The sequence below is a fragment of the Priestia flexa NBRC 15715 genome, from assembly GCF_001591565.1.
GTDB lineage: Bacteria > Bacillota > Bacilli > Bacillales > Bacillaceae_H > Priestia > Priestia flexa.
The window spans coordinates 1-22,403 of record NZ_BCVD01000057.1; the positions used below are offsets into that span (position 1 = coordinate 1).

The following is a 22,403-nucleotide window of genomic DNA, read 5'->3' on the forward strand; positions in this document are numbered from 1 at the left end:
CATTCCTCTTACATCTTTAAAATTTTTAGTTATTAAACCTAAAGTTACTATCAAATGACCTCCTAAAGAGTGGCCATCACCATACCTTTCGACTTTAGTGCCAGAAGATTTTATATTTCCTTCTACCTTTTCATACATTTTTGTTGCATCGCTAATTTGCGCTTGATCTTCTCCTGCGCCAATTCCTAAAGCATCATAAACTACATCTCCAAAGTCCTTAGATGGTTCTGTTCCTCTAAAAATATAATATACTTGGTTAATATGCTTTTTTTCATCATAAAAATGAATTGCAGCTCCATCAAATCCAGATTCTTTACCTATATTCATTTCATCGCTACTATAAATTTTAAATGGTGGCGGTTCTTTGCCTGTACTTTCTTTATATATTCGTTTAATTTCTTTCTCTTTTCCTGATAGCCCTTTATATTCAAGTTGTGTTACTTTATTTCTTATACTATCATTCAATATAGGTTTTCCACTCATATTTTTTCCTCACTAAAACGAATACTCTTTAAAATTTCAACAAACCACGCTTTCTTTTTTTCTTCATCATCACTTTTATATTTACCACTATTATCAAAAGAGATTTGTAGTATTTTATTAGAACCCTTATCTGCTACATAGGCCAAGTATGTATTAGGAATATGTTTCTTTCTATCTGATATTACTTGCTTTTCTGTTCCTTTGAAATAAATGTAAGCTGATTGGTAGTAAATTCCAGCTTTTGAAGTTTCTATTCGTTTAGGATTACTTAATCCAAATCTTCTTTTAAATAAAGCTTCAACATGAATATTTTCATCTGTGGGATTACTCGTTGAAAATTCAGTTTTTATATAATTCTTTTGTATTTCATCTTCAACTTCTTCATTATAAACAGCCCACCAGTTCTCATAAGATTCTTTATTTATAGTATAATCTTCTCTGTCTTTATGTAATAACTGATACTCCTGTGGAAACCACATCGTATACTGCCCTGTCTTCGATGTAAACTCAAAAAATCCATCGTCCACTTTTTTATCTTTGTTCAAGAATTCACGTGTAAAGTGGTCATCAAAAGCAGGGACGTTTGGGTAACGGCTTTCGTTTATCATCCATATTCCTCCTATTAAAATAGCAGCTCCAGTAATCACTGCAATAATTGTCTTAGTACGTTTTTTCATCATTGCCCCCCTTTTATTTATGTTGTAGCCTCTGTTTTATACATGTATGATACTATCATACTTATAATGGGAGAGTCATAAGTATAATGAATCAAAGACCCATATTTAGGAAGTAGTTATTTTTCACTATTAAATAGGTATGGCTCTTTGATAAACGTCAAACAGAAACATTCTTTAAATGTCAAGATAACTTGATTAACTTATACAACCCCATCACTATGAATACTACGCATACACATAATAGTTATGAGCATAGGATAGAAGCTTATACTAAATTATCTCAGTCTCTTCGTGAATTTGATAACTAACTCCATAAGATTAATAGCAGAAGAAATTAATTATAATTTAAATATTTTAGAAGCTGTAATTCCTTATGAAAACGATAACGAGCAAGATTTGTTGCTTGAAAAAGAATTACAGAATATTCAATGGTACAATTGTTCAACAAATTTAGGACCTGAAATATCAAATGATTGTTTTGATTTAATTTGTGGATTCTATAGACGAATTGCTATTTTAAAAAATATGGACAGTAAAAATCGCAATTCTGATTATATTGAAAAGACAAGGGACAAAGCTAAAATTGTTTTACATGAACTACATAAACTCACCTCTAATATCAATAAAAAAGGAACATGTGTTTGGTATTATATTCCTAAGAGGTGATTTCCATGAATTATCAATTTACTCCGTTAGAAGATTCTGTTACCTTTTTGTACCAAAAACTACATATTAATGTTCCCAGTCAAATTGATATGATTAGTATCGCTTCTAATCTTGGGATTTGGCTTCATTTTGTTGATTTCGAAAGTGCTGCAATTGATCGCAATGGATTATACAGCATTTTAATTAATCGTAACTTGTCAACTCAACAACAATGGGAAGAATTCGGTCATGAATTAGGACATGTTTTATTTCACTGTGGGCACCAATGGTTTCTTCCAGAAGAATTCATTTCCTATCAAGAGAATAAAGCAAATAATTTTGCATTACAGTTTTGTGTGCCTACCTTCATGGTATTAAAATTACCTATCCCCCAAACGAAGCAGGAATTTATTGCTGATATATGCAACACCTTTAATGTAACTGAAATCTTTGCTAAGAAGCGTTTAGAACATTTTCAACGTCAAGTATTGGGTCAACGATTTACTAAACATTTTTCTCAAATGCTAGGAAAGCACAAAGTTTGTGTGCAAACCAATTTCTATTTGAAAGGAGTTAATAACGATGGCCACTTTTCGTAAGTGTAACAGCAAATGGGAGTATCGAGTTTCCTTTAAAGACCCCTTTACCCAAAAGTATAAAGTGAAATCCAAAAGTGGTTTTTCTACAAAAAAAGAAGCTCAAACAGCAGCATCTGAAGAAGAGAAAAGAATTGAGAGTGGTTTTGAGCTTGATAATTCTTCTTTACGTTTAGAAGATTACTTATTGAGTTGGTTAAACGAATATAAAAAAGATAGCATACGTAAAAATACGTATATATTACATTCTCAAAATATTAAAAATCATATTCTTCCTTATTTTAAAAATCTTTTGCTGAAGGATCTTAAGCCAATGATGTATCAAAAGTTTTTAAACCATTTAACCAATCAAGGCTACAGCAAGAGAACGGTAGAAATCATCCATGGAACAATGCATAACGCTATGGACAAAGCGCTTATGCTTTCAAAACTTGAGAAGAATCCTTGCAGTGGCGCCACTATCTCCAAAAAGAATGAAAAACAGCATAACGGTTTAAAGTATATGCGTAGTGAAGATATCCAATTATTCCTCCAATGTGCATCTAAAGACAATTATATTTACTATTTATTTTTTAAGACGCTTATTCATACAGGTATGAGGAAAGGTGAAGCCGCTGCTTTGCAATGGAAAGATATAAACTTCAAAGAAGGAATTATTTCAATCAATAAAAAATGAACTAAGCACACACCGGCGATTGCAAAATAATGATAAGTTAATGTTAACAAATTCATATCACCATGAATTAGATCTGATTTTCTGTCGCAGGGATGGAAATCCTTTACCCAAGTCAACGTTATTTAATGCTTTTTCAAGAATCTTAAAGAAAGCAAACCTACCACCTTTAAGCATTCACTCGCTTCGACATACTCATGCTGTGCTTATGTTGGAATCTGGAGCAAGCATGAAGTACATTCAAGAACGATTAGGACACGGAAGTATCACCATTACATCTGATGTTTACACTCATGTTAGTAAGAAGATTAATCAAGATTCTATCACTTCTTTTGAGGAATATATATCGTCTGTTTTGGAAAGTTAAAAAATTTTGGTCCGATTTTGGTCGTGAACGTTTCAATACATCAAATTGAGTTTCCGACCAAAATAAAAAAAAACCCTGACACCAGTGGTGTCAAGGGATTGACCAATTAATATTGGCTCATGTATTGATCGCGTTCCCATGGGTGAACTTGTGTGCGGAACATATCCCACTCAATTTCCTTAGCTTCGATGAAGTGTTCAGCTAAGTGCTCACCTAATGCAGAAACCATGATTTCGTTAGCTTGGAAGCTATCTAAAGCTTGAGCTAGCGTAGCAGGTAAATCTACGATACCTTCTTTTACGCGCTCTTCTTTAGTCATTACATAGATGTTGCGGTCAATTGGTTTTGGAGCTTCAAGATTGTTCTTGATTCCGTCTAAACCAGCTTTTAGTAATACAGCCATCGCTAGGTATGGGTTAGCAGCTGGGTCTACGCTACGTACCTCAACACGAGTTCCTACTCCGCGAGAAGCTGGGATACGAATTAATGGGCTACGGTTGCGTGCAGACCATGCAACGTAACAAGGAGCTTCGTAACCAGGTACTAAACGCTTGTAAGAGTTTACTGTTGGGTTTGTTACAGCAGTGAAGCTGTGAGCGTGCTTAATGATACCAGCGATGAATTGACGAGCTGTATCACTTAACTCTAAGTTTCCGTTTGCATCATAGAATGCATTTTGGCCATCTTTGAATAGTGAAAGGTTGCAGTGCATACCTGAACCGTTCACACCGAACAATGGTTTTGGCATGAATGTTGCGTGTAAGCCGTGCTTACGAGCAATTGTTTTAACTACTAGTTTAAATGTTTGGATGTCATCGCAAGCTCTTAATGCGCCAGCATATTTGAAGTCAATCTCATGTTGACCAGGAGCTACCTCATGGTGAGATGCTTCAATTTCAAAGCCCATTTCTTCAAGCTCTAATACGATGTCACGACGGCAGTTTTCACCAAGGTCAGTTGGTGCTAGGTCGAAGTAGCCACCTTTATCGTTTAATTCTAACGTTGGCTCTCCTTTTTCATCTAGCTTGAATAAGAAGAATTCTGGCTCAGGCCCAAGGTTAAAATCACTGAATCCTAAGTCTTCCATTTCTTTTAATATACGCTTTAAGTTGTTACGTGGGTCTCCATCAAATGGAGTTCCGTCTGGATTGTAGATGTCACAAATGAAACGTGCAACTTTACCTTTTTCAGACGTCCAAGGGAATACAACAAACGTGTCTGGATCTGGATATAAGTACATATCAGATTCTTCGATACGTACGAAACCTTCGATTGAAGAACCGTCAAACATCATCTTGTTATCTAACGCTTTTTCTAATTGACTTACTGGAATTTCAACGTTTTTGATTGTTCCTAAAATGTCAGTGAACTGAAGGCGAATGTATTTTACATTCTCTTCCTGAACCTTTTTGAAAATATCTTCTTTTGTGTACTTTGCCATCGTGTGATCCTCCCCTAAATCTAAAAAATATTTATAGTTTATATACTTCCTGTTAACGAAGCATATAAATACTTACAATTTTTAATGAAAGAACCGAGACATATCTCCTTGATTGAGCGTTGCTTTGTTAAAGCGTCCTGCTTGCATTAACTCAGCGCGAAGCATCTTGCGTAACTCTTCATCTGATAGCTCAGATTTGCTTGCTTCTGCTACAACCTTTTCATCTTCTGGTTTTGTCTCTTTTTTATGCCCTTCTTGCGCTTTCTGAACTTGAAATAGCTGCTTAACACCAGCTAAGTTTACACCTTGTTCAATTAAGTCACGAATTTCTAGTAATTTATCAACATCGTTAAACGAGAATAATCGACGATTACCTTCAGATCGTACAGGTGTAACTAATTCATGTTCCTCATAGTAGCGAATTTGGCGAGCCGACAACTCAGTTAACTGCATCACAATTCCAATTGGGAAAAGCGGCGTATTTCTTCGTATGTTGTCACTCATCTCAGTTCCTCCTTTGATTAACTAGTTTCATTGTATGCCATGTTAGTTTATCTGTCAACCATATGTGAGAAATTCTCACATAAAAATTTTTAGAATATTTCACGAATACAATAAAATAGCGATTTTAGTTTATTTTTAATTTGTTTTTATACACGATAGCTCATCTTTTTCTCTTGCTGAGCAAGATTATACTTAAATTAACTTTTTCAAAATCATTGAATCAATTGCTGTGCAGATAGCTACTTTAACGTGAGCATACGTTAAACCACCTTGTATATAAGCAACATATGGTGGACGGATTGGACCATCTGCCGTTAGCTCTAAGCTAGCCCCTTGAACAAACGTACCGGCTGCCATGATTACATCGTCTTCATATCCTGGCATATAAGCTGGGTATGCCGTCACGTGCGAATTAATTGGCGACGCGTATTGAATTGCTTGGCAAAACGCCACCATCTTATCCCGATCATCAAACTGAACGGACTGAATTAAGTCTGTTCGCTCAGCGTCCCACTTTGGTTCTGACTGCATCCCAAGTTTTTCAAACATGGCCGAAGAAAATACAGCCCCCTTTAAAGCCTGCCCTACAACGTGCGGAGCTAAAAAGAAACCTTGATACATTTCCTGTAGGCTGTACAGCGTTGCACCAGCTTCTGCTCCAATACCTGGCGTTGTCATGCGGTAAGAGCATGCTTCAACCAACTCTTTACGTCCAGCAATATAGCCACCGATTTTCGCTAACCCACCGCCTGGATTTTTAATGAGAGAGCCTGCAATTAAATCAGCTCCAACATGAGATGGCTCTATTGTCTCTACAAATTCTCCGTAACAGTTATCTACAAATACGATAACGTCTGGCTTGATGCTTTTCACAAAAGCAATCATTTCTTTAATTTGGCTGACCGTAAACGAAGGACGAATTCCATAACCTTTTGAACGCTGAATACCAATCATTTTCGTTGTATCCGTAATGGCCGCTTTCACTTCTTCAAGGTCTACTCGCCCTTCTTTTGTTAAATCTACGGCTTTATATCCAATGTTATACTCTTTCAGTGAACCAACGCCAGACCCTCTAATTCCAACGATTTCTTCAAGCGTATCGTATGGCTTACCGGTAATGTATAAAAGGTCATCACCAGGTCGCAACACACCGAATAGCGAAATGCCTATTGCATGCGTACCTGAAATAATTTGGGGACGTACAAGGCACGCTTCCGTTCCAAATACATCAGCATATACCTTTTCAAGCGTATCTCTTCCTAAATCATCATAACCATAGCCCGTGGAGGGAATGAAATGTGAATCACTCACCTGGTTTTGTTGAAAGCTTTGCAGCACGCGAAACTGATTTGCTTCAATCACTTCATCAATTCGTTCATGAATCGGCTTAATTTGCTGCTCCACTTCCTTTGCTAACCTTTTAATTCTCTCTCCGTTTGCTAACTGATCAAACATCATTTTCTATCTTCCTCAACTTTCTTCTATCATTCTTAGCTGCTTATAAATTGGGTGTTCTTTTGCAATATAGCCTCGGCACTCGTACTTTTCTTTTTCCTCATTAAACTTTAGGGAGTCAACCAGCGCAACGGTTTTTAACTCCGCCAACAGCTTGCCCTCATCCGAAGGAATAAATAGATGAAAGTACTCCATCTCTTTCTTCATTTCATCCTGGATCTTTGTTCCCAGCAAAGCGAGATCTTCCTTATTAAAAGCGCTGATTAAAACAGAAGCAGGTGTGGTCGGCACAAATAATTCATGCTTCACATCTCGCTTATTATAAACGGTTAACATCGGAATATCTTCTACATCTAATTCCGCTAATAGCTTGTGAACAGTTTGCTCATGGTTGTGATAGTCTGGATTACCAGAGTCGACCACGTGTAAAATGAAATCAGCTTCTGTCACTTCTTCTAATGTGGAACGAAACGCAGCAACAAGCGTTGTTGGCAAATCTTGAATGAACCCAACCGTATCTGTTAAAAGAGCAGTTAAGCCGGACGGCATCGTATACTGTCTCGTCGTTGGATCAAGGGTTGCAAACAGCTGATTTTCTTCATAAATGCCCGCTTCTGTTAAACGATTGAAAAGCGTTGACTTACCGGCGTTTGTGTATCCTACTATAGCGATTTGATATACGTGGTTACGCTTTCTTCTCTCTCGGTAGCGCTCCCTGTGACTGACGACTGTTTTTAACTGACGCTTAATTTCATCGATTTTACGACGAATATGACGTCGATCGCTTTCAAGCTTCGTTTCACCTGGACCTCTTGTACCAATTCCTCCTCCTAAGCGAGAAAGTGCTGTTCCCTGTCCAACTAGGCGAGGGAGTAAGTAGTTTAGCTGCGCAAGCTCAACCTGCAGCTTTCCTTCTTTTGTTTGCGCACGCTGCGCAAAAATATCTAAAATCAGCTGTGTTCGGTCAATGATTCGAGCTTCTAGCTGACTGGATAAATTACGAATTTGACTCGGTGAAAGCTCATCGTTAAACACAATTAAATCTGGCTCTAGCTCTTCTTCAAGCGCAACGAGCTCTTCCACTTTTCCTTTTCCGATATATGTAGCTGGATGTATACGGTCGCGCTTTTGAGACAAGCGTACTAGAACCTCACCCTGTGCTGTTTCAGTTAATGATGCTAGTTCATCCATCGAATACTCAAAGCGCTCATCATCATCGTGAAGCTGACACCCCACTAAAATCACACGCTCAAGCTCTTGTTTCATCTCAAATGTCAATGACTTTCCTTCCCTTACTGTTAAAGTATTAACGCACTCATATCATAACAAAAAAACACGATTTTCTCTATCTTCTTCAAAGATGCAGAATAGATTGTTTTTACTAGTTTATCACGCTTTGTTTCTTTTAAGAAATTATCCCTAAAAAAACGTTGAAATTCTGCTCAATAGTGGATACAATTTGAATGACTTTATTATTGTAATACTTTCTAACAAACAACGAATTTTTATACATAAAGGGGAAGTTGCGATGACATGGGACGTTTTGAGCATCATCGGCACCATTGCTTTTGCAGTTAGCGGGGCGTTTATTGCAATGGAAGAAGAATATGATATTTTAGGAGTTTACATTCTAGGAATCGTCACAGCGTTTGGCGGTGGCGCCATCCGTAACTTATTAATTGGTGTACCAGTATCTGCTCTTTGGGAGCAGGGATTATTTTTTCAAATTGCGCTATTATCGATTACAGCAACCTTTTTGTTTCCAAACAGCATCTTAAGACAGTGGAAACGTTGGGGGAACTTTTCTGACGCAATTGGGCTTGCGGCTTTTGCCATTCAAGGCGCACTCTATGCTACCAGCATGGGACACCCCTTAAGCGCTGTTATCGTTGCTGCTGTATTAACAGGTAGCGGCGGTGGGATTGTACGCGACTTGCTTGCTCGCCGAAAACCGACCGTTTTAAAAGATGAAATCTATGCGCTTTGGGCAATTCTTGCAGGCTTGATTGTTGGCCTTCAAATCGCAAGCTCTCCGGTAGAGCTTTACGTATTATTTGGTTTGCTTGTTGCATGTCGTATGCTATCTTATATGTACAAATGGAAGCTGCCAATTCGTTCAATTCGCCAACCAAATATGTAATAAAAAAATCCGGCATAAAGCCGGATTTTTTTATAGACGAATATCGCTTGATTTAAGCGTTATCAGCTGCTCTTTACCATAGTTTGCTTCTTCTAAAAGCCTCATGGATTGAGCTCGAATGGAGCGTTCTAAAATATTTCGCACATAGCGACCGTTGCTAAAGTCTAGAGGCGTCTGATTGTATTTTACATCCATGAAATGTTCTTTTAACTTTTTATAAGCATCGCCGCTGAATTGATACTGGCGATCATCCATCATCCGGTCTGCAATACCCATTAGCTCATTGACATCATAATCCGGAAAATCAAAGATGAATGGAAACCTTGAACGAAGACCAGGGTTTAAGCTTAAAAAGTTCTCCATTTCGCGTGGATAGCCAGCCAAAATTAAGACAAACTTATCATTTGCATCCTCCATATGCTTCACAAGCGTATCAATTGCTTCTTTCCCAAAATCTTTCTCTCCACCTCGGGCAAGCGAATAGGCTTCGTCAATGAATAAAATACCACCCAACGCTTTTTTCACAAGATCTCGGGTTTTTTGTGCTGTATGTCCAATGTACTCACCCACTAAGTCTGCTCTTTCAGCTTCAATGAGGTGTCCTTTTGATAACACATTCATATTTAAAAACAATTTCCCTAAAAGCCTTGCAACCGTTGTTTTTCCTGTACCTGGATTTCCTTTAAACATCATATGCATCGCTTGTTTTTCTGCCTTCAGACCACTTTCTTCTCTCTTTTTATTAATATATAACCAAGCATATATTTCTTTAATCATTTTTTTTAGCTCATCCATTCCAACCAGACCGCTCATTTCTCTTTCAATTTCTAGCAGTGGTTCATGATTAACAATCGGTCGTTTCACAGGACGTGGAATTGACGTTGTATAGACTCGTTCTTTCTTTGTCTCGTTATTTAAAACAATATTAATTTGCCCATTGTTTTTAAGAGTTATAGGCTGCTCCACACTGTTCACCTCTCGTTTCATCACAGTTACGCTGATGACATTGTATCGCTCTATCTCTAGCTGTAGGACGAACGAATGAAATCATCATTTTCTTTTAGCGGCTTGTATTTTTTCTGTAGCTCGCCATTACCCAAGAAATAAACGCTTATTATAGTTGTATGTGGTAAAACAGTAAACCATGTTAAGAAAAATACTTCTCTCTTTCAACCATAAGAAAAACCAGCCTCATCCCCGCGGATTTGGCTGGTTATCTGACTACTCTAATTCTACAGAGATATTTTTATTTGGAACAAACGTTGAGATTGCATGTTTATAAATTAACTGCTGCTTTCCTTCTGAATCCAATAGAACTGTAAAGTTATCAAACCCTTTAATTAGTCCGCGCAGTTGAAAACCATTTAATAAAAACACAGTGACATAAATATTTTCTTTGCGTAATTGATTTAAAAACTGATCTTGAATATTAACGGATTGTTTCACTATTCGGCCTCCTCATTTCTCTATCTTTACTAGATTAATTCGCTTCTTCTTTCAGCTTTCCTGCTACATAAGTGAAAATTTTGTTGAACTTTTCATAAAAATTGTCAACTTCCATTTCAAACCACGTTACAGGCATCTTATTACGAAACCATGTTAATTGACGTTTGGCATACCTTCTTGAATTCAACTTTAACTGTTCAATCGCTTCTTCAAGCGTGCAGTTTCCGTCGAAATATGTATACAGTTCTTTGTAGCCAATCGCTTGAATTGATTGTACATCACGAACCCCTGCATCGTACAGTGATTTGACTTCTTCTACCAAGCCTTTTTGCACCATAAGATCAACACGTTGGTTAATTCGATCGTATAGTTGTTTACGCTCCATTGTTAAACCAATGAGCGTCACATCATAGAGAAGCTCTTGAGTTTGCTCACGATTATAAACGCTGAAAGGCTTACCAGTCACTTCATACACTTCAAGAGCACGAATAACGCGCCTATGGTTGTTAGGATGAATGGACTCTGCGCCAACTGGATCTATTTCACAAAGTTTTTGATAAAGAGGCTCAATTCCATGCGCTGCAACAAAATGTTCCATGCGCTGTCTGAAGTGTTCGTCGCCTGCTGATTCAGTAAACTGATAGTCGTAGATGACAGATTGAATATATAATCCTGTACCACCTACAATAATCGGCAGTTTACCCCGGCCATGAATATCTGTAATCTTCTCTCTTACAATCTCTTGAAATTCAGCCACGGAAAACGACTCAGTCGGCTCTTTAATATCAATTAAATGATGAGGAATTCCTTCCATTTCATCACTTGTAACCTTCGCTGTTCCGATATCCATCTTTTTATAAATTTGCATGGAATCTCCCGAAATAACTTCTCCATTTAACAGCTTGGCCATTTCAATGCTCAACTTGGTTTTACCAACGGCTGTCGGACCAATAATTACTATTAATTTTTGTTTCTCTCCCGTCATAACCACACTACTTTCATCTATTACATTTACATCTTCTCATTTTACCCGGAAAACCCATCTTTATTCAAGGCTGATAAAGAAGGAACGTTCTGTTACAGCAATTGAATTAGCGGAGCTCGACTATAAAAGTAGAAACAAAGACTCAATTCTTTTAACTGATGAAATAATAAAAGAATATGAATGGTTTTTAGAAAAAGTCAACTCTTAACCTGAACATACACCAATGACAGTAACTTGGTTGGAAAAGATATTTACTAAAAAAGAAAAAAGCTGAAGGTACATAAAAATTTCTTTACAGGCCTATAAAAAGAAGAGAAACAGGTATTGTTTGAAAGCTAGTTTTGAGCAAGTACGAAACTCCAAAACAATGATGGAGATTCTTTTTTCGCTTTGAAAATTAGCATTCTACATCTGTTCCTCTTAAAAGTTCTACCTTCTGAATTAAAAGAACCGAAAAGGATTCCTTCTACATTGAGAGCGGTTTTCTGCTCGACATTTTCTGCGACGGCCAGAGCGGTTTTCTGATTCGGATTGTACACGACCTTGGGAGCGGTTTTCTGCTCGACATTTTCTACGACGCCCCGAGCGATTTTGAGATGTTTCTCTTATCTGAGGTATATTAATATTAACGTTAGAGCTTCCACTATTGCTAATAATATTTTTATTTCCCGACTCATTATCTCTATTAGAACCGATATCATGGTTTGAATTGGTTTGTAATCTGTTAAAATCGTTATTCATCATAACTTCCCCTTCACATTATGTTTAATTTCTACCGCTAGTATATGCAATAGAAACTACTAACGTATAGGTAGCTGACTTACAGAATCTACATACACAATAAAAGAAAAACAATCTTTTCTTTTAAAAAAATACCTGCACCACATACCGCTTTGCAATTTTACTTTTAAACACACAATTACGGTGAAAAATGGTGCAGATATAACTTCATCAAATGGGGTAAAACATTGTATAAATCACTTTACATCACGCGCTTAAACATCTTTTCCATTTCATATGTTGAATAGTGAATGATAATTGGTCGCCCGTGCGGACAAGTAAACGGATCGGTTGTTTTTCTTAGCGTTTCAAGTAAAGCTAAAATTTCATCATTTCGAAGGTGATGATTCGCTTTGATTGAACCTTTGCAACTCATCATAATAGCAGCTTCTTCACGTAAGCTTTCTATATCTACACGTTTCATCACAAATACTTGCTGAATCATCTCTTCAATTGTTTCTTTTTCTTCACCTTTTGGGAACCACTGAGGGTGTGCTCGAACGATATAAGCATTTTGGCCAAACGGTTCTAAAAATACGCCGACATCTTCAAGAGCTCTACGATTTTCTTCTAGAATGAGCGCTTCGTTACCTGAAAACTCAAACGTGAGTGGCATTAAAAGTTCCTGCACTTCTGCATCTACTTGACCAAGCTTTTTCTTAAAGAATTCATATTTGATTCTCTCTTGAGCCGCATGCTGGTCAATGATAAACAAGCCGTTTTCATTTTGAGCTAATATATACGTACCGTGCATCTGACCAATCGGATACATGGGAGGAACTCGCTCTGCTTGCACTTCTTCGACTTTCTCATTACCCGATTCTTGCTTTTGTACATCATTTTCTTCCTCATAAGAAAACACTGGTTCTGCATCCTGCTCTTCCAGCTCATCGTATTCAAGCTCATTTTCAACATTTTCTGTCACCATAAAACCTGGCTTTTCTTGCGTTTCGGCAACGTTCTTGCTAAAGAAAGGCTGAGCTTTGCTCGGTTCAACAAATTCCTTCGATAAAGGAAGAGGCTCTTTAGGCAATCCATGATTAAACGTGAAGGTTTGCTGCTCCGTTGGCAGCACTGGTTGTTTAGAGCGAGAAGCTGCTGTCACTTCTGGTATAAGCTGCTGTTTTTTAAACGCAGCTTTAATTGCCTCTTCTACAAGCTCATACAGCTCTGCTTCTTTACTTAACCTTACTTCAAGCTTTGCTGGGTGTACGTTCACATCTACTAGCAATGGATCCATGTTAATAGCTAAAAATACAACCGGAAAGCGTCCAATCGGTAACAGCGTATGATAGCCTTGCTGGATAGCTTTTAAAAGCCCGTAGTTTTTTATAAATCTACCGTTAATTGTCGTAGACATATAGCTTCGAGATGCACGTGTTACTTCCGGCAAGGCAATATAGCCGGTGATATCATAATCTAGCGATTCTACCTTTAACGGAATCATCTTTTTCGCTACTGCCATCCCATAGATAGCAGCTAACACTTGACGCGCATCTCCACTTCCGTTTGTATAGAGAAGCTGACGACCTTGGTGAATTAAACGAATGGATACATGAGGATTCGCCATGGCAAGGCGATTCACAACATCCGTTACGTTTCCTAATTCTGTATTAATTGTTTTCATGTATTTAAGGCGTGCTGGCGTGTTAAAAAATAGGTTTTCTACAATAATTTCTGTACCTTTTCGGCTTGAAGACGGTTCGTGATGCGTTATTTCTCCTCCACGAAGCTTTAAGTGGGTACCGGCTTCATCACCGGTACTTGTCTTAATTTCAAGCATGGATACAGACGCAATACTTGGCAGTGCTTCACCGCGAAAACCTAATGTCCGAATTCGGAACAAGTCGTTCTCAGTCTTAATCTTACTCGTCGCATGTCGACGGAAAGCAGTTAAGCAATCTTCAGGTGCAATCCCGTCTCCGTTATCTAAAATACGAATCTTTGATAACCCTGCTTCTTCTAGTTCAATTTCAATAACTGTGCTATTTGCATCAATCGCATTTTCAACGAGCTCTTTCACAACAGAAGCAGGTCGTTCTACAACCTCTCCTGCTGCGATTTTATTTGAAAGTTCGTCTGAAAGCTGTCTAATTTTACCCACAGACTCACCCCTTTCAAGTCTATTTCTTCTTTAGTAGTTTTTGTAGCTTATACATGGCGTTCATTGCATCAAGCGGCGTCATCTCAAGAAGATCAAGCTGCTTTAATTCTGCTAGAATTTGCTTTTCACGCTTCGATAAACTGGCTTCTTTTACCTGCTGTTCTTTTTCTTCTCCGAAAAATGAAAGTTGACTTTGCTCGGCATCTGTTTTAGTTTCAGCTTTTGGTTGCTCAATTGGCTGAGGTTCAGGTTCAGCTACTGCATCAGCAGTCGGCTTCACTTTTTGCTCTTCGCTCGCGTTCTCAAAATCTGCTAAAATGACGCGCGCACGCTGCAATAAAGGCTCTGGAAGCTCTGCTAGCTCAGCAACATGGATACCATAACTCTTATCTGCTGGCCCTTCTTTAATTTTGTGTAAGAAGACCACCTTATTGTTCTTTTCAATTGCGCTAACATGCACATTACGCAGTGCTGAAAGCTGTTGATCTAATACCGTTAACTCATGATAGTGTGTAGAAAATAGTGTTTTACATCCAATATGTTCGTGCACATATTCAATAATTGCTTGAGCCAGCGCCATTCCATCATATGTTGACGTACCTCGTCCAATTTCATCCAGTAAAATTAAGCTTGACTGTGTCGCATTGGTAACTGCATTTTTCGTTTCTAACATTTCAACCATAAACGTACTTTGACCTGAGATTAAATCATCCGCTGCTCCAATTCGCGTAAACACTTGATCAAAGATGGGCAGCTCTGCTTCTTCTGCAGGAACAAAGCAGCCGATTTGTCCTAAAATGGCTGTTAGCGCTACTTGGCGCATATACGTACTTTTACCCGACATATTTGGTCCTGTAATGAGTAAGATTGAGCTATCGTCAGTCATTTGACAGTCGTTTGGTACATACTCTTGTGCATTCATCACTTTTTCAACAACGGGATGACGCCCATTTTTAATATGAATATCTCCATTAGTAGAGAATGTAGGTTTTGTATAATGACGCTCTTCACTGACCTTTGCAAAACACTGCAATACATCAAGCTCACTTACTTTTTTAGCTAACGCTTGAAGACGAGGAATATATACTTTGACCTCTTCACGAATTTGCGCAAACAGCTCGTACTCAAGCTCAACAATTTTTTCTTCCGCTTCTAAAATAAGCGCTTCTTTTTCTTTAAGCTCAGGTGTAATAAAGCGCTCAGCGTTCGTTAAGGTTTGCTTACGCTCATACATCCCTTCAGGTAGTAAATGCAAGTTGGCACGCGTTACTTCGATGTAGTAGCCGAACACGCGGTTATAACCAATTTTCAACGAACGAATCCCTGTTCTTTCACGCTCTTTCTGCTCTAAAGAAGCAATCCATGTCTTCCCGTTCCGACTAGCATCTCGATATTGATCAAGCTGATGGTTATAATTATCTGCAATAATATCCCCTTCTTTAATTGATAGAGGAGGATGTTCTTTTAATCCTCTTTCCAGTAGCGCAGTTAACCTTTCACATGGGTCAATATCTTCAACGAGTTTAGAAGCATATGGATTATTTAATCGATAAACCACTTCTTGAATTTCAGGAACCTTTTGCAGGGATTTGCGCAGCTGTACTAAATCACGCGCATTAACGTTACCAAATGCTACGCGACCTGCTAAACGCTCTAGGTCATACACTTCTTTTAATAAATCTCGCAGTTCTTCACGTTCAAAAAATTGTTTCATAAGAACGTCAACCATATTTAAACGCTCATCAATTTTCTCTTTGCTTAGAAGCGGGCGGTCAATCCAATTTTTTAATAAACGTCCACCCATTGCCGTGACTGTTTGATCTAATAACCATAAAAGAGATCCTTTTTTACCTTTTGAACGAATCGTTTCTGTTAACTCTAAGTTTCGCTTAGAAAACAAATCAATTTTCATATATTCATTGATTTGATAAAGCTGTACAGGCTGTAAATGTTCAAGAGAACGCTTTTGTGTACGTACTAAATATTGTAAAATACGAGCAAATGTATCTACTAATTTTTGCTGTTGAAGTGATTCAGTTAAATGTAAAAAGGCATCTTCAACCTTTGTACTTTCTTCAAACGAAATAGTGATGGTCATTCTCTCTTTCACTGTTTGCAGCAATTCAGCAGAAAAGCTGCTTGAAACAACTATTTCCTTTGCTTCTTTGGCATAGATTTCAGAAACAACGTCATGGAATGAAGAAATAAGCGTGACGCTATTTTCCCCGGTCGATAAATCCGATAGCGCTAATCCAAACGTGTCATCTGGGAAATGCGTGACCGAGCAAATATAATTATTTTCTTTTTCTTGCAGTCCTTTTTCGTTCATTAAAGTCCCTGGTGAAATGACTTGAATGACTTCACGCTTTACGACGCCTTTGGCTTTTTTAGGGTCCTCTACTTGTTCACAAATTGCCACCTTATAGCCTTTTTCAATTAATCTTTCAATATATGTAGGCGCTGAGTGGTAAGGTACACCGCACATTGGGATGCGATCATCGCCCCCTCCGTCTCGGCTTGTTAACGTAATTTCTAATTCTTGAGATGCAGTCGTTGCATCTTCAAAAAACATTTCGTAAAAATCACCTAATCTAAAAAATAAAAAGGCATCTTGATAGTCTGCCTTGATTTTTAAATATTGCTGTATCATTGGCGTATATGTTGCCATACTATTCCTCCAAAAACTTCTGTTAATCATTTTTTCTACACGTATTATAACATAGGTTTGCAAAAAACTTCATGATTGTAAAACTTGCTAATCACTTTTGGTGCACATAAAAAAACTAGGAAGAAATTCTTCCTAGTTATTCATCGTCACCTAAAATGAAATCTGGATTGAGGTCTTCAAATTCATCGTCATCAACGTCTAAATCAAGTTCATCACCATCATCGCATCCTTTTGGATTAACGGCTACGCATACTTTTGTCTCACCAATCACCTCGGCTAAAAGCTCTCTCTCTACTTGGACAATCGTTTTGTTTCCGTTTGGTGAAATTGTACACTCAAGGCAATTTGGCTGCTGTAGCACTCGTACGATAATTTCGCAATCATCTCCAAAAGCATCGTCATCTTTCTGGCGAAGCTTAATCACATCACGATAGTGAACCGTCTCTGTAAACACTTCTGTTTTTGTATTATCTTTGAAAGAATACCAGACGTTAATATCATATTTGCCGTCCACTTCAACTGTATTTCCGCGCTTTTTAGCATCATACTGATGGTTAATTACCCAGCAACCTAAAATGCTCGTCGGTCGGTTCGGTGGTGTAAGCGTGTGTGATGACTGCGTAAACTTACGCCCTTTACCTACGACTGCTTTTGTAATAATTTCTCTATAGTGTTGTGACATGTGAGCATACCCTCCTCAAACTATCTTCATTTCATCCTATGCAGGTTCTATCGCTTGTTTGCACATTATTTTGTAAAACTAGGTTAAAGACATAAAAAACCTATGTTTCATTGTATGCAACACCTTAGAGAAATGTGACAATTATTCTAGAGAAAATTGTACAACATAAAAAAACTCCCAGCGGAGGGGAGTTTTTTATCAATGGCAGCTTGACCCCGGAGTGTTACGAACTTTTGAGCCCGTTTCACCACGAAGTACGTCACCATCAGTTGCCACAATAATTTCATCAGTGACCGTATTTGAAATTGTGCTCGCCACAAGTTGAAGCAAATCATTAACGTTAACCTGAGAGTCTTGAAACTGCTGAATAATTGGCAGCTCATCTAACTCAGCTTGGATTCGATCGATTTTTTCTTCCACTTGCTTTAACGCTTCAGTTTTTCCATAGTGCTGAAAGTTAACCGCTTGTTTTTGCAGGCTTTTAATGCTCGCAATTTTTTCACGAACTTTTTGGTTTTCGTTCAGCTGAGCTTCTGCACGCTTGAAGAATTCAACTTCTTCCGTTTCAGAAATCATTTTTGCAAGTTCTTTCGCTCTTGCAATCACATCACTTTTTGTGTACTGCGACATTTCACTTCACCTCTGCTGCTTCTTCTACCATCTCTCCATCTAAAGACCATGTCTTAGCTTTTGTAATTTTCACTTTTACAACTTGACCAATTACTGATTCTGGTGCTACGAAGTTTACAAGCTTATTCTTTTCAGTATAGCCAGCTAACACATTCGGGTTGTTTTTACTTTCACCCTCCACTAATACTTCGACAACACGACCTTCGTATTCCTGCATTTTCTTTGCAGAAATTTCGTTTACAAGTGCATTTAAGCGCTGAAGACGCTCTTTTTTCACTTCCATCGGTACGTTGTCTTTCATTTTAGCAGCTGGTGTACCCTCACGAGGAGAGTAGATGAACGTATAAGCACTATCAAATTCCACTTCACGGTACAATGATAGCGTTTCTTCAAACTGCTCGTCCGTTTCATTAGGGAAACCAACAATAATATCAGTGGTAAGAGATGCTGTTGGAATTGCTTCTTTAATTTTACGAACAAGCTCTAGGTAGTACTCACGCGTGTATTTACGCGCCATGATCTTCAGAATATCTGAGCTACCTGACTGAACTGGTAAATGGATGTGATCAACTAAGTTTCCACCTTTTGCTAACACTTCAATTAAGCGATCATCGAAGTCACGTGGATGACTTGTTGTGAAGCGAATACGCAGAACATCAATTTTACGAATCTCATCCATTAAGTCACCTAGACCATATTCCATATCTTCAAAGTCTTTTCCGTATGCATTTACGTTTTGACCAAGAAGCGTAATTTCTTTATACCCTTGAGCCGCTAAATGACGCACCTCTTGAATGATTTCTTCTGGACGACGGCTACGCTCTTTACCACGCGTATAAGGAACGATACAGTACGTACAGAACTTATCACAGCCATACATGATATTTACCCACGCTTTAATGCTGCCTTTTCTTGCACGTGGCAGATTTTCAATAACGTCTCCTTCTTTTGACCATACTTCAATCACCATTTCTTTTGCCATATATGCTTCATTTAGAATATGAGGCAAGCGGTGAATGTTATGCGTTCCAAAAATCATATCAACATGCTGATGTTTTTGTAAGATTTTATTAACGACTGACTCTTCCTGTGACATACAGCCACATACTCCGATCAATAAGTCTGGACGCTCACGCTTTAAAGCCTTTAAATGCCCTAGTTCACCAAATACTTTGTTTTCAGCATTTTCACGAATGGCACACGTATTTAATAAAACGACGTGTGCATCTTGAACGGAGTCAGTTGGCTCATAGCCTAAGCTTAAGAAAATTCCTGCCATTACTTCCGTATCATGCTCGTTCATTTGACAGCCGTATGTACGAATATAAAACTTACGGCCTTGTCCCATGCCTCTGAAACGCTCTTCAATAGAAAAGTCGTTATGATAAGCAACCTCTTCTTTACCGCGCTTTTTTGCGTCCTTTAAAGAAGGTGGCATATATACTGTTTGGAAATATTTGCTGTAATCCTTCTCGGATTTTTTGTCCGCTGGAGTTACTTGTCCACTTTCTAAACGTTGTTTTTCGTTCATATAAAAGCTCCTTTCAACGTGCACATTTACTAATTTTTTCATTGTTATGCGTTGCTTTATAAACTCGTTAAAAAAATGCCATTCATGTCTTTATTTTTTGTCCTCATTCATACAAAAAACGAAACGGAATCACATTATATTAGTATATAACTTTCATCTATTGAACACAATAACATACCCTTGAGCTGTAAAAAAGAAAATACTGCAGCCTGCAGTATTTTCTTGACGTTTATACTAAAATCTTCAACTCTTTTCCTACTTTTTCAAAAGCGCTAAGAGAAGCTGTTAATTCTTCCTTTGTATGCTGAGCCGTTACGATTGTTCTGATTCTTGCTTTCCCTTTAGCAACCGTTGGAAACGCAATTCCTTGAGCAAAGACGCCTGCTTCTGCTAGCTTTTCTGAAAACTGATGCGTCAATGCTTCATCTCCAATGATAACGGGTGTAATAGGCGTTTCGCTATGTCCGATATCATAGCCTAACTTAGATAACCCTTGTTTAAAGAATGCCGTGTTTTCCCACAATGTTTCAATGAGCTCTGGCTCTTCAAGCAATACATCGATAGCTGCGCTGCATGCGGCCGTCACTGCTGGTGGATGAGAAGTACTAAACAAAAAAGGTCGACCTTTGTGAATTAAATAATCAATTAATGTCTGGGAGCTCGCGATATAACCGCCAAGAACACCAACTGCTTTACTTAACGTCCCTACTTGAATATGAACGCGTCCGTCTAAACTGAAATGATTGACTGTACCTCGGCCATTCTCACCAAGCACTCCGGAGGCATGAGCATCGTCCACCATTACAAGAGCATCATATTGTTCAGCTAACTCAACGATTTTCGGAAGCGGTGCAATATTACCATCCATTGAGAATACACCATCCGTTACAATAATCCGTTTACGATAGTCTCCTGACTCTTTAAGAGCTCTTTCCAAATCTTCCGTATCCACATGCTTATATACTTTACGAGCAGCTTTTGTTAATCGAATCCCATCAATGATGGATGCGTGATTTAATTCGTCAGAAATAACAACATCTTCATGTGTTAAAATTGATGAAAGCACGCCTTGATTTGTCGTGAAGCCAGATTGAAACACAAGTGCTGCCTCCGTATGCTTGAATTTTGCTAATTTTTTCTCCAGCGCCTCATGCATAGAGAATGTTCCTGCAATGGTTCTCACAGATCCCGTACCAGCACCATATTTTTGAACCGCTTCAATAGCCGCATCCTTCATTTTCGGATGGGATGTTAAGCCTAGATAGTTGTTTGACGATAGCTGAATAAGCGTCTGCCCGTTAATCTGCACTTTTGATCCTTGTTCAGACTCAATTGGTATAAGCTTGCGAAAAGTACCTGCTTTCTTCATTTCCTGTAGCTCTTGATCTAAAAACTCAAATCCTCTCATTTACCCCTTCCCCTTTCAACTACTCTAAGATAAATACAACTTTCCCACATTTTCCTTCCATCATGAGCTCAAAGCCTTTTTCATAGTCTTCTAGTGGCAAGCGATGCGTAATTAGTTCGTTCATATTCAGCTGATTTCCTGCCAATAAATTAGACACTGTATACCAAGTTGAAAACATTTTACGCCCTGTGATACCTTGAACCGTTACCCCTTTAAATACAATATCATTCGTCACATCAATGGAAACAGGTGCCGTTGGTAAGCTTAAAATAGATACTCTCCCTCCATTTGCTACCATCTTAAAACCTTGATTCATTGCTGTCGGCTGGCCCGACATCTCACAGACAACATCAATACCATTTCCACTTGTCAGCTTATTGATAACCTCTAGAGGATCTTGTTCAAGTGGATTAAGTACAATGTGAGTTCCAAGGTCCTTGGCAAGGCTCAAGCGATACTCATTCACATCCATTGCTATCACTAAAGATGCTCCGGAAGCTTTTGCAACGGCTACGGTCATTAAACCGATAGGTCCGCACCCTATTACTAAGACAGATTTACCCGCAATACTGTCATTTAAAACTGTATGAACTGCATTTCCAAGCGGCTCCTGCAAACACGCAACATCATGTGATAAGTGATTAGGGTTTTTCCAAATATTTTGAGCTGGTACAGCTACGTACTCAGCAAAACAGCCCATTCGGTCAACGCCAATAATCTTTGTCTTTTGACAAATATGAGCATTACCTAACAAGCACTGCATACAGCGTCCGCATACAATATGCGTTTCAGCAGAAACAGAGTCCCCAATCTGTACTCCTGCTACATTTTGACCAACTTGAACAACTTCCCCCGAAAATTCATGACCGAACACGTAAGGAGGATTGACTCGTGAAGATGCCCATTTATCCCATTTATAAATATGAACGTCTGTACCGCAAATTGAAGTTGCTTTCACTTTAATTAATACTTCATCATCGGCAATCGATGGAATATCAACTTCAGCCAAAACAGCTCCAAACCCTCTTTTATCCTTCACCAACGCTTTCATCTTTCCACCCATGGTGCACATCCCCTTTTTATAAAAACGCTTTCATCACAAATATATTAACACCTTTTTAAATACAGGTAAATAACCGAGTCCTCTCCATATATACATATGTCACCAAGGGAGAAAAAATATCAAAA

Annotated in this window: 20 protein-coding genes and 1 pseudogene; 5 read left to right on the forward strand and 16 right to left on the reverse strand. The window is 38.3% G+C overall.

Annotated features, from left to right (window positions below; all coding sequences use genetic code 11):
- Both BFL01S_RS11005 and BFL01S_RS11010 read right to left on the reverse strand, forming a co-directional pair.
- Positions 1–483: DUF6792 domain-containing protein (locus tag BFL01S_RS11005; RefSeq protein ID WP_369690849.1), on the reverse strand; the 483-nt coding region annotated here is incomplete at its 3' end.
- Positions 480–1,160 (reverse strand): YvcA-related protein, encoded by a 681-nt coding sequence (locus BFL01S_RS11010; protein WP_061785710.1) that lies wholly within the window; start codon positions 1,158–1,160, stop codon positions 480–482. The genes BFL01S_RS11010 and BFL01S_RS11005, both read right to left, overlap by 4 nt.
- 291 nt (positions 1,161–1,451) lie before the next feature.
- Between BFL01S_RS11010 and BFL01S_RS11015 the strand changes: the two genes are divergently transcribed.
- The 3 genes and pseudogenes from BFL01S_RS11015 to BFL01S_RS11025 all read left to right on the forward strand — a co-directional run bounded on the left by BFL01S_RS11015 (position 1,452) and on the right by BFL01S_RS11025 (position 3,441).
- Positions 1,452–1,826 (forward strand): hypothetical protein, encoded by a 375-nt coding sequence (locus BFL01S_RS11015; RefSeq protein ID WP_061785711.1) that lies wholly within the window; start codon positions 1,452–1,454, stop codon positions 1,824–1,826.
- Positions 1,827–1,831: 5 nt separating this feature from the next.
- Positions 1,832–2,404, forward strand: a complete 573-nt coding sequence (locus tag BFL01S_RS11020; protein ID WP_076513905.1) for an ImmA/IrrE family metallo-endopeptidase — start codon at positions 1,832–1,834, stop codon at positions 2,402–2,404.
- Positions 2,388–3,441: pseudogene (locus BFL01S_RS11025) on the forward strand (site-specific integrase). Before BFL01S_RS11020 ends, BFL01S_RS11025 begins: the two are co-directional and overlap by 17 nt.
- 106 nt (positions 3,442–3,547) lie before the next feature.
- Here BFL01S_RS11025 and glnA read toward each other — a convergent pair.
- The 4 genes from glnA to hflX all read right to left on the reverse strand — a co-directional run bounded on the left by glnA (position 3,548) and on the right by hflX (position 8,119).
- Positions 3,548–4,882, reverse strand: coding sequence for a type I glutamate--ammonia ligase (glnA, locus tag BFL01S_RS11030; protein ID WP_025908619.1), 1,335 nt, complete (start codon positions 4,880–4,882; stop codon positions 3,548–3,550).
- 81 nt (positions 4,883–4,963) lie between these two features.
- Positions 4,964–5,386, reverse strand: coding sequence for a MerR family transcriptional regulator (locus BFL01S_RS11035; RefSeq protein ID WP_025908618.1), 423 nt, complete (start codon positions 5,384–5,386; stop codon positions 4,964–4,966).
- Positions 5,387–5,578: 192 nt separating this feature from the next.
- The gene (locus BFL01S_RS11040) at positions 5,579–6,841 is read right to left on the reverse strand and encodes a methionine gamma-lyase family protein (RefSeq protein ID WP_061785720.1); all 1,263 of its coding nucleotides are present in this window, start codon (positions 6,839–6,841) and stop codon (positions 5,579–5,581) included.
- Between the two features lie 15 nt (positions 6,842–6,856).
- Positions 6,857–8,119 carry a GTPase HflX gene (gene hflX / locus BFL01S_RS11045; protein WP_025908616.1) on the reverse strand — a complete coding sequence of 421 codons (1,263 nt, stop codon included), beginning with the start codon at positions 8,117–8,119 and terminating at the stop codon, positions 6,857–6,859.
- A gap of 250 nt (positions 8,120–8,369) precedes the next feature.
- Here hflX and BFL01S_RS11050 point away from each other — a divergent pair, with 250 nt between their 5' ends.
- Complete coding sequence (locus BFL01S_RS11050) at positions 8,370–8,981, forward strand: trimeric intracellular cation channel family protein (protein WP_061785712.1); 612 nt, start codon at positions 8,370–8,372, stop codon at positions 8,979–8,981.
- A 30-nt stretch (positions 8,982–9,011) separates the two neighbouring features.
- On the opposite strand, the gene spoVK is transcribed toward BFL01S_RS11050, so the two are convergent.
- The 3 genes from spoVK to miaA all read right to left on the reverse strand — a co-directional run bounded on the left by spoVK (position 9,012) and on the right by miaA (position 11,412).
- A complete protein-coding gene (gene spoVK / locus BFL01S_RS11055; protein WP_082802734.1) occupies positions 9,012–9,968 on the reverse strand; it encodes a stage V sporulation protein K in 957 nt (318 codons plus the stop codon).
- A gap of 234 nt (positions 9,969–10,202) precedes the next feature.
- Complete coding sequence (hfq, locus tag BFL01S_RS11060; protein ID WP_025908613.1) at positions 10,203–10,427, reverse strand: RNA chaperone Hfq; 225 nt, start codon at positions 10,425–10,427, stop codon at positions 10,203–10,205.
- Positions 10,428–10,461: 34 nt separating this feature from the next.
- Entirely contained in the window at positions 10,462–11,412 is a 951-nt protein-coding gene (miaA, locus tag BFL01S_RS11065; RefSeq protein WP_061785714.1) for a tRNA (adenosine(37)-N6)-dimethylallyltransferase MiaA, read from the reverse strand.
- On the opposite strand from miaA, the gene BFL01S_RS21515 reads away from it, so the two are divergent.
- Entirely contained in the window at positions 11,342–11,620 is a 279-nt protein-coding gene (locus BFL01S_RS21515; RefSeq protein WP_490885109.1) for a hypothetical protein, read from the forward strand. The two genes, miaA and BFL01S_RS21515, sit on opposite strands and share 71 nt — an antisense overlap.
- Before the next feature lie 774 nt (positions 11,621–12,394).
- Here BFL01S_RS21515 and mutL read toward each other — a convergent pair.
- The 7 genes from mutL to tdh form a co-directional block, all read right to left on the reverse strand.
- Positions 12,395–14,296: a DNA mismatch repair endonuclease MutL gene (mutL, locus tag BFL01S_RS11070; RefSeq protein WP_025908610.1), complete on the reverse strand. Its 1,902-nt coding sequence runs from the start codon at positions 14,294–14,296 to the stop codon at positions 12,395–12,397.
- 19 nt (positions 14,297–14,315) lie between these two features.
- Positions 14,316–16,964: a DNA mismatch repair protein MutS gene (gene mutS / locus BFL01S_RS11075; RefSeq protein WP_061785715.1), complete on the reverse strand. Its 2,649-nt coding sequence runs from the start codon at positions 16,962–16,964 to the stop codon at positions 14,316–14,318.
- Positions 16,965–17,100: 136 nt separating this feature from the next.
- Complete coding sequence (locus BFL01S_RS11080; RefSeq protein WP_025908608.1) at positions 17,101–17,646, reverse strand: outer spore coat protein CotE; 546 nt, start codon at positions 17,644–17,646, stop codon at positions 17,101–17,103.
- A 198-nt stretch (positions 17,647–17,844) separates the two neighbouring features.
- A complete protein-coding gene (locus BFL01S_RS11085; RefSeq protein WP_061785716.1) occupies positions 17,845–18,276 on the reverse strand; it encodes a YlbF/YmcA family competence regulator in 432 nt (143 codons plus the stop codon).
- Position 18,277: 1 nt separating this feature from the next.
- Complete coding sequence (gene miaB, locus BFL01S_RS11090) at positions 18,278–19,807, reverse strand: tRNA (N6-isopentenyl adenosine(37)-C2)-methylthiotransferase MiaB (protein ID WP_061785717.1); 1,530 nt, start codon at positions 19,805–19,807, stop codon at positions 18,278–18,280.
- Between the two features lie 229 nt (positions 19,808–20,036).
- Positions 20,037–21,215 carry a glycine C-acetyltransferase gene (locus BFL01S_RS11095; protein ID WP_061785718.1) on the reverse strand — a complete coding sequence of 393 codons (1,179 nt, stop codon included), beginning with the start codon at positions 21,213–21,215 and terminating at the stop codon, positions 20,037–20,039.
- A gap of 19 nt (positions 21,216–21,234) precedes the next feature.
- Positions 21,235–22,278, reverse strand: a complete 1,044-nt coding sequence (tdh, locus tag BFL01S_RS11100; RefSeq protein ID WP_061785719.1) for an L-threonine 3-dehydrogenase — start codon at positions 22,276–22,278, stop codon at positions 21,235–21,237.
- Positions 22,279–22,403 lie beyond the last annotated feature (125 nt).

What these genes read in the sequence shown, in the direction of transcription:
- BFL01S_RS11010 (WP_061785710.1), bottom strand. Translation starts at nt 1,160, where the DNA reads ATGAAAAAACGTACTAAGACAATTATTGCAGTGATTACTGGAGCTGCT.
- BFL01S_RS11020 (WP_076513905.1), top strand. Translation starts at nt 1,832, where the DNA reads ATGAATTATCAATTTACTCCGTTAGAAGATTCTGTTACCTTTTTGTAC.
- glnA (WP_025908619.1), bottom strand. Translation starts at nt 4,882, where the DNA reads ATGGCAAAGTACACAAAAGAAGATATTTTCAAAAAGGTTCAGGAAGAG.
- BFL01S_RS11035 (WP_025908618.1), bottom strand. Translation starts at nt 5,386, where the DNA reads ATGAGTGACAACATACGAAGAAATACGCCGCTTTTCCCAATTGGAATT.
- BFL01S_RS11040 (WP_061785720.1), bottom strand. Translation starts at nt 6,841, where the DNA reads ATGTTTGATCAGTTAGCAAACGGAGAGAGAATTAAAAGGTTAGCAAAG.
- BFL01S_RS11050 (WP_061785712.1), top strand. Translation starts at nt 8,370, where the DNA reads ATGACATGGGACGTTTTGAGCATCATCGGCACCATTGCTTTTGCAGTT.
- spoVK (WP_082802734.1), bottom strand. Translation starts at nt 9,968, where the DNA reads ATGAAACGAGAGGTGAACAGTGTGGAGCAGCCTATAACTCTTAAAAAC.
- BFL01S_RS21515 (WP_490885109.1), top strand. Translation starts at nt 11,342, where the DNA reads ATGCTCAACTTGGTTTTACCAACGGCTGTCGGACCAATAATTACTATT.
- miaA (WP_061785714.1), bottom strand. Translation starts at nt 11,412, where the DNA reads ATGACGGGAGAGAAACAAAAATTAATAGTAATTATTGGTCCGACAGCC.
- mutS (WP_061785715.1), bottom strand. Translation starts at nt 16,964, where the DNA reads ATGGCAACATATACGCCAATGATACAGCAATATTTAAAAATCAAGGCA.
- BFL01S_RS11080 (WP_025908608.1), bottom strand. Translation starts at nt 17,646, where the DNA reads ATGTCACAACACTATAGAGAAATTATTACAAAAGCAGTCGTAGGTAAA.
- BFL01S_RS11085 (WP_061785716.1), bottom strand. Translation starts at nt 18,276, where the DNA reads ATGTCGCAGTACACAAAAAGTGATGTGATTGCAAGAGCGAAAGAACTT.
- miaB (WP_061785717.1), bottom strand. Translation starts at nt 19,807, where the DNA reads ATGAACGAAAAACAACGTTTAGAAAGTGGACAAGTAACTCCAGCGGAC.
- BFL01S_RS11095 (WP_061785718.1), bottom strand. Translation starts at nt 21,215, where the DNA reads ATGAGAGGATTTGAGTTTTTAGATCAAGAGCTACAGGAAATGAAGAAA.
- tdh (WP_061785719.1), bottom strand. Translation starts at nt 22,278, where the DNA reads ATGGGTGGAAAGATGAAAGCGTTGGTGAAGGATAAAAGAGGGTTTGGA.